The sequence below is a fragment of the Streptomyces tauricus genome (assembly GCF_014650955.1).
GTDB classification, from domain to species: Bacteria; Actinomycetota; Actinomycetes; order Streptomycetales; family Streptomycetaceae; genus Streptomyces; species Streptomyces tauricus.
This window is the reverse complement of record NZ_BMVY01000021.1, coordinates 1-12095: the sequence shown is the minus strand read 5'-3', so window position 1 is coordinate 12095 and position 12095 is coordinate 1. Positions and strand designations below refer to the sequence as shown.

General features: G+C 71.7%; 8 protein-coding genes and 3 tRNA genes. 4 read left to right on the top strand and 7 right to left on the bottom strand.

Going from position 1 to position 12095, the window contains the following annotated elements; all coding sequences use genetic code 11:
- The first annotated feature begins 28 nt into the window (after positions 1–28).
- Positions 29–1345: an RNA polymerase sigma factor gene (locus IE278_RS26870; RefSeq protein ID WP_189775851.1), complete on the top strand. Its 1317-nt coding sequence runs from the start codon at positions 29–31 to the stop codon at positions 1343–1345.
- A gap of 215 nt (positions 1346–1560) precedes the next feature.
- Here the strand turns inward: IE278_RS26870 and IE278_RS26865 are convergent, their stop codons facing one another.
- The 4 genes from IE278_RS26865 to IE278_RS26850 form a co-directional block, all read right to left on the bottom strand.
- Complete coding sequence (locus tag IE278_RS26865) at positions 1561–3489, bottom strand: ABC transporter ATP-binding protein (protein ID WP_189775850.1); 1929 nt, start codon at positions 3487–3489, stop codon at positions 1561–1563.
- Entirely contained in the window at positions 3489–5222 is a 1734-nt protein-coding gene (locus tag IE278_RS26860) for an ABC transporter ATP-binding protein (RefSeq protein WP_189775849.1), read from the bottom strand. The genes IE278_RS26865 and IE278_RS26860 overlap by 1 nt, the downstream gene beginning before the upstream one ends.
- Positions 5223–5416: 194 nt before the next feature.
- A complete protein-coding gene (locus IE278_RS26855) occupies positions 5417–6871 on the bottom strand; it encodes an FGGY family carbohydrate kinase (RefSeq protein ID WP_189775848.1) in 1455 nt (484 codons plus the stop codon).
- Between the two features lie 172 nt (positions 6872–7043).
- Positions 7044–7352: a YtxH domain-containing protein gene (locus tag IE278_RS26850; protein ID WP_189775847.1), complete on the bottom strand. Its 309-nt coding sequence runs from the start codon at positions 7350–7352 to the stop codon at positions 7044–7046.
- A 164-nt stretch (positions 7353–7516) separates the two neighbouring features.
- Between IE278_RS26850 and IE278_RS26845 the strand changes: the two genes are divergently transcribed.
- The 3 genes from IE278_RS26845 to IE278_RS26835 all read left to right on the top strand — a co-directional run bounded on the left by IE278_RS26845 (position 7517) and on the right by IE278_RS26835 (position 7922).
- Positions 7517–7589: transfer RNA gene (locus IE278_RS26845), tRNA-Asn, on the top strand.
- A gap of 6 nt (positions 7590–7595) precedes the next feature.
- Positions 7596–7668 (top strand) — tRNA-Asn (locus tag IE278_RS26840).
- Positions 7669–7845: 177 nt separating this feature from the next.
- Positions 7846–7922 (top strand) — tRNA-Ile (locus tag IE278_RS26835).
- Between the two features lie 393 nt (positions 7923–8315).
- Here IE278_RS26835 and IE278_RS26830 read toward each other — a convergent pair.
- The 3 genes from IE278_RS26830 to IE278_RS26820 form a co-directional block, all read right to left on the bottom strand.
- A complete protein-coding gene (locus IE278_RS26830) occupies positions 8316–10019 on the bottom strand; it encodes a GAF domain-containing protein (RefSeq protein ID WP_189775846.1) in 1704 nt (567 codons plus the stop codon).
- A gap of 58 nt (positions 10020–10077) precedes the next feature.
- Positions 10078–11115, bottom strand: coding sequence for a rod shape-determining protein (locus tag IE278_RS26825; protein ID WP_189775845.1), 1038 nt, complete (start codon positions 11113–11115; stop codon positions 10078–10080).
- 216 nt (positions 11116–11331) lie between these two features.
- Positions 11332–12095, bottom strand: a 764-nt coding sequence (locus IE278_RS26820; RefSeq protein WP_189775844.1) for an HAD family hydrolase, incomplete at its 5' end; no start/stop codon positions are given.

Below are 12095 nucleotides of genomic sequence, written 5' to 3'. Positions count from 1 at the left end.
GATGTGTCGTACTCCACACTGGGTTCCGGTGCCTGAGTCCTCGGAGCGCGGCCGACCCGAACGCGACGGGTCCGAAGTCCCCGCGGTTCCGCTCAATGACTTCGGGATGGACAGCGGCGAGGCCGTCGACCCCATCCCCGACGTACCGCTGCCGCACGCCTCAGCAGCGACATTCCTGGAGGTCGCCCCCGTGCAGACCCAGACCCTGACCGACAACAGCACGCACCCCGCGCACCCCGCGCACAAGGACACGGACGCCGATGTCCTCGCGGCCGTACCACCGCAGAACCGTGCCGCCCACCACCCCGAGAGCCACCCCGAGGGCGCACCGGAGCCGGAGAGTACGCCGGAGCCGCCCGCCGCGGTCCTCGTGGAGAGCGAGACCGAGACGCCGGAGCCGGTGGAGGTGCCGCGCGGACGCGCCGACACCGGCGGGCCCTCCTCCGACCTGTTCCGCCAGTACCTGCGGGAGATCGGCCGGATCCCGCTGCTCACCGCGGTGGAGGAGGTCGAACTCGCCCGCCGGGTCGAAGCGGGGCTCTTCGCCGAGGAGAAACTCCGGCTGGCCTCCGACCTCGACAGCCAACTCGCCCTCGACCTCGACAAACTGGTCGTCATGGGCCGGATGGCCAAACGGCGCCTCATCGAGGCCAACCTGCGGCTCGTCGTCTCCGTCGCCAAGCGGTACGTGGGGCGCGGGCTGACCATGCTCGACCTCGTCCAGGAAGGCAACCTGGGGCTGATCAGGGCGGTCGAGAAGTTCGACTACGCCCGGGGGTACAAGTTCTCGACGTACGCGACCTGGTGGATCCGCCAGGCCATGTCCCGGGCCCTCGCGGACCAGGCCCGCACCATCCGGGTCCCCGTCCACGTGGTCGAACTCATCAACCGGGTCGTCCGGGTGCAGCGCCGCATGCTCCAGGAGCGGGGGTACGAGCCGACGCCCGAGGAGGTCGCGGCGCACCTCGACCTGCCCAGTGAGCGGGTCAGTGAGGTGCTGCGGCTCGCCCAGGAGCCCGTGTCGCTCCACGCGCCGGTGGGGGAGGAGGACGATGTCGCGCTCGGTGACCTGATCGAGGACGGGGATGCGGCGAGTCCTGTGGAGTCGGCGGCGTTCCTGTTGCTGCGGGAGCACTTGGAGGCGGTGCTGTCGACGCTGGGGGAGCGGGAACGGAAGGTGGTCCAGCTCCGCTACGGGCTTGCGGACGGCCGGCCCCGCACCCTGGAGGAGATCGGGCGGATCTTCGGCGTCACCCGCGAACGCATCCGCCAGATCGAGTCCAAGACCCTCAACAAACTCCGAGACCACGCGTTCGCGGACCAACTCCGCGGCTACTTGGACTAGGACTTTTCCGCGCCCCCGCCGCCCCTACCCTTCCCGTCACTGCATGGGGGCTCCGCCCCCTCGCCCCCGTTGTCCTCAAACGCCGGACGGGCTGAAAGACATACGCCCGTCCGGCGACACCTCAGCCCCTCCGGCGTTTGAGGAGCGGGGGTTCGGGGGCAGCGCCCCCGAGTCAGTGACGGGTCGGGTAGGGGCGGCGGGGGCGAGACGAAAGGTCAGTCGACCTCTACCGCTGCCTGGGCGAACTGGGCCTTGTACAGGCGCGCGTACGCACCCCCCGCCGCCAGCAGCTCCGCGTGCGCGCCCTGCTCCACGATCGCCCCGTCCTCCATGACGAGAATCGTGTCGGCATCGCGAATCGTCGACAGACGATGAGCGATGACGAACGACGTCCGCCCGTGCGCGAGCTTCGCCATCGCCTTCTGGATGAGCACCTCCGTCCGGGTGTCCACAGAACTCGTCGCCTCGTCGAGAACGAGGATCACCGGATCGGACAGGAACGCCCGAGCGATCGTGATCAGCTGCTTCTCACCGGCGCTGACCCCCGCCCCCTCGTCGTCGATGACGGTGTCGTACCCGTCGGGCAGCGTCCGCACGAACCGGTCCGCGTGGGCCGCCCGAGCCGCCTCCTCGACCTCCCCGCGAGTGACCTCGGATGAGGCCCCGTACGCGATGTTGTCGGCGATCGTGCCCCCGAACAGCCAGGTGTCCTGCAGCACCATGCCGATGGAGGAGCGCAGTTCGTCGCGGGACATCGTGGCGACGTCGACCCCGTCGAGGGTGATCCGGCCGCCCGTGGTCTCGTAGAACCGCATCAGCAGGTTCACCAGGGTCGTCTTGCCGGCGCCCGTCGGGCCGACGATGGCGACCGTGTGGCCCGGCTCCACCGACAGCGACAGGTCCTCGATGAGCGGCTTCTCCGGGTCGTACCGGAAGGAGACGCCCTCAAGGGCGACCCGGCCCCGCAGCTCCTTCGGTCGCGCCCCCGTCACCGGGTCGGCCTCCTGCTCCTCCGCGTCCAGCAGCTCGAAGATCCGTTCCGCCGAGGCGACCCCGGACTGCACGAGGTTCGCCATGGAGGCGACCTGGGTGAGCGGCATGGAGAACTGCCGGGAGTACTGGATGAAGGCCTGGACGTCACCGATCGAGAGGGAGCCGGAGGCCACCCGCAGACCGCCGACCACCGCCACCAGCACGTAGTTCAGGTTCGACACGAACATCATCAGCGGCTGCATGACCCCGCTGTTGAACTGCGCCCGGAACCCGGCCTCGTACAGCTTGTCGTTCTCCTCGGCGAACTGCGCCGCCGACTCGTCCTGCCGTCCGAAGACCTTCACCAGGTTGTGCCCGGTGTACATCTCCTCGATGTGCGCGTTGAGCTTGCCGGTGGTCCGCCACTGCTGCACGAAGTGCGGCTGCGACCGCTTGCCGACCCGGGTCGCGACGACGAACGACAGCGGCACGGTGATGAGCGCGACGAGCGCCAGCAGCCACGACACGTAGAACATCATGATCAGCACGCCGACGATGGTCAGCAGCGAGTTCACGAGCTGGCCCATCGACTGCTGGAGGGTCTGCCCGATGTTGTCGATGTCGTTCGTGGCGCGGCTGAGGACCTCACCGCGCTGCCGCTTGTCGAAGTACGACAGCGGCAGCCGCGACAGCTTGGTCTGCACGTCCTCGCGCATCTTGTACATGGTCAGGTTGACGGCCCGGTTCACCAGCCGGGTCGCCGTCGCCATCAGCAGACCGGCCAGCAGGAACGCCACCAGCGCGATCCCCAGCACCTCGCCGACCGCGTCGAAGTCGATGCCCTGGCCCGGGGTGAAGTCCGTGCCCGAGAGCATGTCGGCCATACCGCCGTCGCCGCGCTCCCGCATCGCCGCGAGCACCTCGGCCTTCGACTGCCCGGCCGGCAGCTCCCGCCCCACGACCCCGGCGAAGACCAGGTCGGTGGCCCGCCCCAGGATCTTCGGCCCCAGTACCGACAGGCCCACACTGCAGACCACGGCGGCGAGCATCACGTACAGCGTGGCGCGCTGCGGCTTGAACTGCGCCAGCAGCCGTTTGCCCGACCCCTTGAAATCCATCGAGTGATGGTCGGGTCCCGACCCGGCCATCATGCGCCCCATGGGCCCGGCCATCAGGCTGCCTCCGCTTCCGTCAGCTGCGAGAGCACGATCTCCCGATAGGTCTCGTTGTCCGCCATCAGCTCGTGATGGCGTCCTGTCCCGACGACCCGGCCCTCGTCGAGGACCACGATCCGGTCGGCGTCGCGGATGGTCGACACCCGCTGGGCGACGATCACGACGGTCGCCTCGGCGGTCTCCCGCGCGAGCGCCGCACGCAGCGCCGCGTCCGTCGCGTAGTCGAGCGCGGAGAACGAGTCGTCGAAGAGATAGATCTCGGGACGCTGTACGAGGGTCCGGGCGATGGCGAGCCGCTGCCGCTGACCGCCGGACACGTTCGTGCCGCCCTGCGCGATCGGCGAGTCCAGCCCGTTCTCAAGCCCCTCCACGAAGCCCTTGGCCTGCGCCACCTCCAGCGCGTGCCACAGTTCCTCGTCCGTGGCGTCCGGATTCCCGTACCGCAGGTTGGTGGCCACCGTCCCCGCGAACAGATACGGCTTCTGCGGTACGAGGCTCACCGTGCGCGCCAGCAGCCGCGGCTCGACCGTCCGGACGTCGACGCCGTCGACCAGCACCTGCCCGTCCGTGGCGTCGAACAGCCGGGGGACAAGACCGAGGAGGGTCGACTTGCCGCTGCCGGTCGAGCCGATGACGGCGGTCGTCTCGCCGGGCAGTGCCACCAGGTCGACGGCCTTCAGGACCGGCTCCTCGGCGCCCGGGTAGCGGAAGCCCGCCCCGCGCAGCTCCAGATGACCGTGCCGCCGCAGCTCCAGGACGGGAGCCTTCGGCGGGACCACACTGCTGGAGGTCTCCAGGACCTCCTGGATGCGCTCGGCGCACACCTCCGCGCGCGGCACCATCATGAACATGAAGGTGGCCATCATCACGGACATGACGATCTGCATCAGATAGGCGAGGAACGCGGTCAGCGCGCCGATCTGCATCCCGCCGCTGTCGATGCGGTGGGCACCGAACCACACCACGGCGATCGATGAGACGTTCACCACCGTCATGACGATGGGGAACATCAGCGCCAGCATCCGCCCGGTCCCCAGCGACACCTCGGTGAGGTCGGTGTTGGCCTTCCGGAAACGCTCCTCCTCGTACGCGTCGCGCACGAAGGCACGGATGACGCGGTTGCCGGTGATCTGCTCGCGCAGCACCCGGTTCACCGTGTCCAGGCGCACCTGCATCGTCCGGAACAGGGGCCGCAGCCGCCGCACGATGAGGCTGACCGAGATCCCGAGCACCGGCACGACGGCGAGCAGCACCCCGGACAGGGGTACGTCCAGGCCGAGCGCCAGCACGATGCCGCCCACGCACATGATCGGCGCGGACACCAGCAGCGTGAACGTCATCAGGGCCAGCATCTGCACCTGCTGGACGTCGTTCGTCGTACGGGTGATCAGGGAGGGCGCCCCGAACTGGCCCAGCTCACGCGCGGAGAACGACTGCACCCGGTCGAAGACGGCGGCCCGCAGGTCCCGGCCGACCGCCGAGGCCGTACGGGCGCCGTAGTAGACGGCGCCGATGTTGCAGACGACCTGCGCCAGCGAGATGCCGATCATCAGGGCGCCGAAGTTCAGGATGTATCCCGTGTCGCCCTTCACGACACCGTTGTCGATGATGTCGGCGTTCAGGGTCGGCAGGAAGAGCGTGGCGCAGGTCTGCAGGAACTGGAGCAGGACGAGCAGGCCGATGGGTTTCTTGTAGGGCGTGAGATAGGTACGCAGAAGTCTTATGAGCACGCTGGGTCTCTCGGGGTCGGCGGCGGGGCGGTTGGTTGCCCTTGGCCCCCATCGTCGAACACTCCCCCGGTGTTACCTCAACTGATTAACCCAAGAGAGGTCCAAGAGCGGACCAGCTTTCGGTCCGAAGTCGTAGGCCGCCCCCCGGATCCCGTCAGGACCCCCGTGTCCCTCCCGGATCATTTCAGGTCACTTCAGGACCGGAAGGCGCCCGGGTGGGTCTGGTTGCGTACCGACACGTACTGCTGACGCACCGCCTGCCCCACCGCCAGCTCCTCGCCCGGCTCCAGGACCTGCGCGGCGGCGCCCTGCCAGACGGGCGGCAGACCCGGCTGGATGGTGCCCTGCTGGACACCGAGCGCCCACGCGGCCTGCCGGGCCGCGCCGATCGCCGCGTAGTCCGCGGGCTGCGGCACCACGATCTGCGTACCGAGCAGCGCGGGCGCGCACGCCTGCACCGCGCCCAGCTCCGCGGCCTGGCCCAGCAGGAAGATCCGCCGGACCTCCACGCCCCGCTTGCGCAGCACGTCCAGGGCGTCGGCGAGCCCGCACAGCATGCCCTCGAAGGCCGCCCGCGCCAGATGCTCGGGCTTCATCGACTCGCGCCGCAGCCCGGCCAGCGTGCCCGCCGTGTGCGGCAGATTGGGCGTCCGCTCACCCTCCAGATACGGCAGCATGACCAGCCCGTGGGAGCCCGGGGTCGACTTCATCGCCAGGTCGGAGAGGGCCTCCAGATCGGGTACGCCCAGCATCTCGGCGGCCCCGCGCAGGGCCCGTACCGCGTTGAGCGTGGTGACGACCGGCAGATGCATACCGGTCGCGTCCGCCAGTGAGGTGATCATGCCGGAGGAGTCGACCAGTGCCTCGTGGTGGACGGCCATCACGGAACCGGAGGCGCCGAGCGACACCACCGCGTCCCCGAGACCGATGCCCAGACCGAAGGCCGCCGCCATCGTCTCGCCCGTGCCCGCCGAGATCAGCAGCCCCTCGGGCGTCGTGCCCGCGGCCTCCCACGGTCCGAGCACATCGGGGAGCAGCGCCTGGTGGCCGAGCGCCAGCTCCACCAGATCAGGCCGGTACGCGCCGGTCGCCGCCGACCAGTAACCGGTGCTGGAGGCGCCGCCCCGGTCGGTGGTGCGGCGGGCGGGCCTGCCGAGCAGCTGCCACACCAGCCAGTCGTGCGCCTGGAGCAGCATCGCGGTGCGCGCCGCCGCCTCGGGCTCGGTCCGCGCCAGCCAGCGCAGCTTCGTCACCGGCTGCGCCGCCTGCGGCACGGAGCCCACGGCCTGCGCCCAGGCCTCCCGCCCGCCGAGCGCGTCGACGAGGTCGGCGGCGGCGACCTGGGCACGCTTGTCCCCGCCGACCATCGCGGGGCGGATGGTGTTGCCCTGGCTGTCGACGGGGACGAGGCCGTTCTGCTGCGCGGACACACCGATGGCCTGGACGCCCTCCAGGAGGCCGCCGCCCGCGGCCTCGCCCAGGGAGAGCAGCCAGGCCTGCGGGTCGACGTCCGAGGGCCGGGAGCCCTCCGCCGAGCCGTCCAACGGATGCGGGGCATACCCCTGCCGGAGTACGGCTCCGCTGTCCGCGTCGCAGACGACGATGCGTGTGAAATCGGGCGAACTGTCCAGCCCGGCGACTATCCCCATGGCGGAAATTCTGCCGTATCGCCGCGCCGGCTCGGGCCGTGGGCGTCGTCGGGGTGCCCGTTCCGCTTCGTCCGCGGCGCCGTTGTGGCTGGTCGCGCCCCGCGGCGGAGCCGCGATGTCACAGCCCCGCGCCCCTCGGGCGGGGGGACTGATCCCGTGCCGGAGAGGGCGGCTAGGTGTTGCTCGTGCCCCAGTCGTCCTCGGTACGGGTGCCGTTCGCGTTGCGTTCGCGCAGGGAGCGCACCCGCTCGGAGACCGAGTCGGGGACCCGGTCGCCGACCTTCTCGCTCACCACGTGGAACGCCTTCCCGGCGATCACCCGGCCCTGCTGGGCCGCCGATTCGGCGGTGTTGCGCACCGCCGGGTTCTGCGAGACCTGCCGGGCGGTCTTCCTCAGTTGCTCGTAGCGCTCGCGCCCGGCGCGTGTGCCGAGCACGTATCCCAGAGCGAGTCCGACGACGAACGTGAGCCGGTAGCGCATGGGGCCACCCTTCCTCTTGTGGATCGGTCCTTTGCGGCGGCGTCGGTCGCAGGCGGGTTACCGATTGGCGAAGCACCCCCCTGCTTGCGCTAATGTATGTGTCGCAGCGAGCGCACGCCCTCTGGCGAATACCCAGGGAGCTACGTTCGATGCAAACGAGGCAATCCCCTGTAGCTCAATTGGCAGAGCAGCCGGCTGTTAACCGGCAGGTTACTGGTTCGAGTCCAGTCGGGGGAGCTTCGGTCTTCCGTAGCTCAATTGGCAGAGCAGCCGGCTGTTAACCGGCAGGTTACTGGTTCGAGTCCAGTCGGGAGAGCAGTGTGAACGAGGACCCCATGGACCCCATCGGGGTCCTTTTTCATGGCCGTGGGAACCGCTGCGCCCCAGGTGAGGTCCTAGAGGGCAGGCGAAGTCGACCATCCGAAGCAGGAGATCGTATGAGCGGCTATGCTGCGGCAGACGGCGCGCACACATGTGCGCGACGCGCCGTAATGGGGCGGTAGCTCAGCCGGTTAGAGCAGCGGACTCATAATCCGCCGGCCGTGGGTTCGAGTCCCACCCGCCCCACCAGCGCTACGCGTGGAGAAACGATCTGACCAGCAACGTCGCTGGAGGATCAGGCGAGTTGAGGGGTCCTTGCGACCCTCCTCGCGGCTTCTGTGAGACAGGGCCCCGCGGGTCGGTTCGCCCGGCGGACGACCCACGCCGCCGCACCGCTCGGACGCTGCGGAACCGCCCGCCCGACCTTGATCGAACAGCGTCCCTGACCCCTGTCCCGGGCCCCGCGTCGGCCCTTCCGGGTGAGGGCTGGCCCGAAGAGACGGGTGCGGGTACCTCGTCGTTGCCCGCGCCGTTCCCTGCGCCCCTTCGCGTGGTCGCCTTCCCGCGGGGCGTGGTCTCGCTCGGTCGGGGATCGCGTCGGGGATCGGGGCCGATCGCGTCAGGGCTTCGGGCCGGGGGCGGTCAGAGGGGGGCCTGCCACGTCGTCGTGGTGCCCTCCTGGCCGGGGGCGGCCGTGGCGGGGGCCGGGGTGCCGTTGTCGGAGACCGTCAGGCGTACTCCCGGGCGGCCGTCCGGCAGGCTCACCGTCGCGTCGACCGTGACCCCGATACGGGTCGTGCCGGCCCGGTGCGACGCCGTGGCGAGGGCGGCACGCAGGGCCGTGAGGAGCTGCCCCGCCACCGCGTCCGGGACCCGCGTGTCGACCGGCCCCGTGAACTGGACCGACGGCTGGACGCCGAGAGCCGCCGCCGCGCCCGCCGTCTCACGGAGCACCTTGCCCCGGAAACTGGTCGGGGCGTCCGCGGGCGGCTGCTGCAGGGCGAAGATCGTCGTACGGACCTCCTGGACGGTGGACCTGAGTTCGTCGAGGGCCCGCCCGATCGTCGCGTGGACCTCCGCCTCCCGCTCCTCCGCGGCCGTGCGGCGCTGCGTGGACTCCAGCATCATGCCGGTGGCGAAGAGCCGCTGGACGACCAGGTCGTGCAGGTCACGGGCGATCCGGTCGCGGTCCTCGAAGACCGCCAGCCGCTCCCGGCGCTGCCGCGCGTCCGCCAGCACCAGCGCCAGCGCGGCCTGCGAGGCGAACTGCGTGGCCAGCAGCTTCTCGGCCGGGCTGTACGGGGGATCGCCGCGCCGGCGCGGCAGGGCGAGGGTGCCGATGAGCCGGCCCCCGGCCTGGAGCGGCAGCATCATGCTCGGCCCGAACCGGTGCCGTACGGGGGTCGTCATCCGCGCGTCGGTCGCCGAGTCGTCCAGGAACACCGGCTCGCCCCCGAGAAGTTGCTCCAGGACCGCGCTGCCCGGCGCGATCGTCGTGCCGATCAGACCGCCCCGGCCGGCCGGCGCCGACGCCGTGACGATCTCCATGCCGCCCTCGTCCGTGGGCTGGAGGATCACCCCGGCCGACGCGTCGGCGAGGACGCGGGCGCGCTCGGCGACCGTCATCAGCGCGTCGGCCGCCGCCTCACCGGTGAGCAGCGCCGTCGTCACCGCCGCCGCGCCCTCGATCCACCGCTCCCGCTGACGGGCCGTCTCGTACAGACGGGCGTTGCCGATCGCGATGCCCGCCTGGGCGGCCAGCAGCCGCGCCATCTGCTCGTCCTCGTCGGTGAAGGGGCCGCCGCGCTTCTCGGTGAGGTAGAGGTTGCCGTACACCTCGTCCTCCACGAACAGGGGTACGCCGAGGAAGCTGCGCATCCGCGGGTGTCCGGGCGGGAAGCCGCACGAGCGCGGGTCGGCGGTCAGGTCGGTGAGCCTGAGCGGCGCGGACTCGTGGACGAGCGCGCCGAGCAGGCCCCGGCGTCCGCTGGGCGGCCGCTCGATACGCGCGCGCTCGGCCGCCGCAAGCCCGGCCGTGCAGAACTCCGCCAGGCCGCTGCCGCCGGGGGCGAGCACGCTCAGGGCCGCGTACCGGGCGCCGGTCAGCGCCGCCGCGTTCTCCACGATGCGCTGGAGCGTGGCGCGCACTTCGAGATCGCTGCCGACACCGAGTACGGCTTCGAGGAGACGGGGGAGGGGGAGGCGGGGGAGGTCCGGGGAGGGCCGCGGGTGGTCCGGGGCGGCGGAGTCGGTGGGGTCCGTCCGTCCCAGTGGGTCCGGCGGGTCCGACGGGTTCGCGGGGTCCGGCGGGTCCGCGGGGTCCGGGGGTGGCGTGGGTTCCGTCATGGGTGTGGTGGCGGTGGCGGGGGCTCGGGGTGCTGTGCCTGCGGGGTCGGGCGGGCGTTCAGCCGGCCGTCGAGTCGAGGACCAGGGGCTCGATACGGCCCTCCAGCATCGCGCCCAGGCCGAGGACCGCGCACACGTCGGGCCGTTCGGCGATGTGCACCGGCATCCCCGTGGCCTGGCGCAGCATCTGGTCGAGGCCCGGCAGCAGCGCGCTGCCGCCGACCATCATGATCCCGCGGTCCACGAGGTCGGCCACCAGGTCCGGCGGGCAGACGCGCAGCACCTTGCCGATGCCGTCGAGCACGGCGGTCAGCGGGGTCTGGATGGCGTCGCGCACGGCGGCGGTGTCGACCTGTACGGAACGGGCGAGGCCGGTGGCCACGTCCCGGCCGTGGATCTCGGTGGACGTGGGGCCCTGCGAGGTGAGCCCGTTTCCCGAGAGGGCCAGCTGCAGAGGGCGTACGGACTGCGAGGGGAGCATCAACTCGTGGTGGTGGCGCAGGTGCTGGACGATCGCGTGGTCGATGGCCTCGCCGCCCACGGGGATGCGTTCGGCGGTGACGATCGAGCCGAGCGACAGCACGGCGACCTGCGTGGCGGCGGCCCCGCACACCATGATCATGGTGGCCTCGGGGCGTTCCACGGGCAGTCCGCAGCCGACACCGGCGGCGATGAGCGTGTCGACCAGTTCGACGCGGCGGGCGCCGAGACCGACGAGCGTCTCGACCGTCGCGCGCTGGGCGAGCGGGTCGGAGTCGTGCGGGGTGCAGGCGGCGGCCCGCAGCCGGGGCTTGCGGCGCAGGGTGCGGCGGACCTTGTCGCCGAGGAGCTGGCGCAGCATGCGCTGGGCCATCTCGATGTCGACGACCGTGCCGCCCGAGACGGGGCGTACGACACGGATGTAGTGGGGGGTGCGGCCCGTCATCTTCTCGGCGAACTCGCCGACCGCGATCAGGGCGCCGGTCTTCGTGTTCACCGCGGCGACGCTGGGCTGGTCGACGATCAGCCCGGCCCCCTTCACGAAGACGCGCGTTCTCGCCGCGCCGAGGTCGACGGCGAAATGGCAGCGGCGCAACTGCTCCAGGCTGGCGGTCATGGCGGGTCCTCCCGAGAGCACAGACCGTGGGACTCCACCGGGCGGCGGTCCTCCTACGCATAGTGCGGGAACTGACGGGGCGTCGCCTTTCGGGGTGGGCCGGGCGGGGTGCCGCTGGACGGGTGGTCTTCGCGGGCGGAGGGCGGAGGGCAGCGGGCAGCGGACGGCGGACGGGCCGGCAGTTGACGGGCGGGCACCCCGGCTGCCGAGGGGGGCTCAGGTGTTGGGGAGGGACCGGAGGAGGGGGGCCCAGGAGGCCGTGGTCACCTCGCAGCCCGCGCCGACCAGGCGCCGCTTGTGCCCCTCGGAGCGGGTGTAGCCGAGGAAGCGCACGCTGGCGGCGCGCGCCGCGGTCAGTTCGGCGACCGACGAGCCGACCAGTACGGCGTCCTTCGGCGGCACGCCGAGGTGGTCCAGGGCGCGCAGGAGGCAGTCGGGGTTCGGCATCAGCAGGGTCAGGTCGTCCGCGCGGCCGTGCACCCCGCCGGTCACCAGGCCGGTCAGCCTGCCGTGGGAGTGCAGGTACCTCCAGACGGCGCTGGGCGCGTTGTCCGCGACGACGGCGGTGCGCCGCCCGAGCGAGCTGAGCGTGGTGATCAGGGCGTCCGAGAACGGGGTGGGCGCCGCGGTCGACACGGCCCGCTCCTCGATCCGGTTGAGCCGTCGGCGCAGATCCGCGCCCAGCGGATGGCCCGCGAAGGCGCGCAGCAGGTCGAGGGGGTTCGAGCGCCCCTCCAGCGGCTGCGTGGGTCCGCCCTGAGGGGAGAGCGGCTCGCCCCTCAGCGCGGCCTCGGGGTCCCGCAGCTCGGCGAGGAGCGCGGCGAGTTCCCGGGTGGCCTGCTTCTCGGTGTCACTCGTGTAGAGGCGGACGAGGGGGCCGTCGAAGCCGAGGAGTACGCAGGGGCGCTCCAGCAGGGCCGCGGCCGCGGCCGCGTGCTCCGGGCGCCGCGCCGCCGGCCCCGGCCGACCGCGCGGCGGGG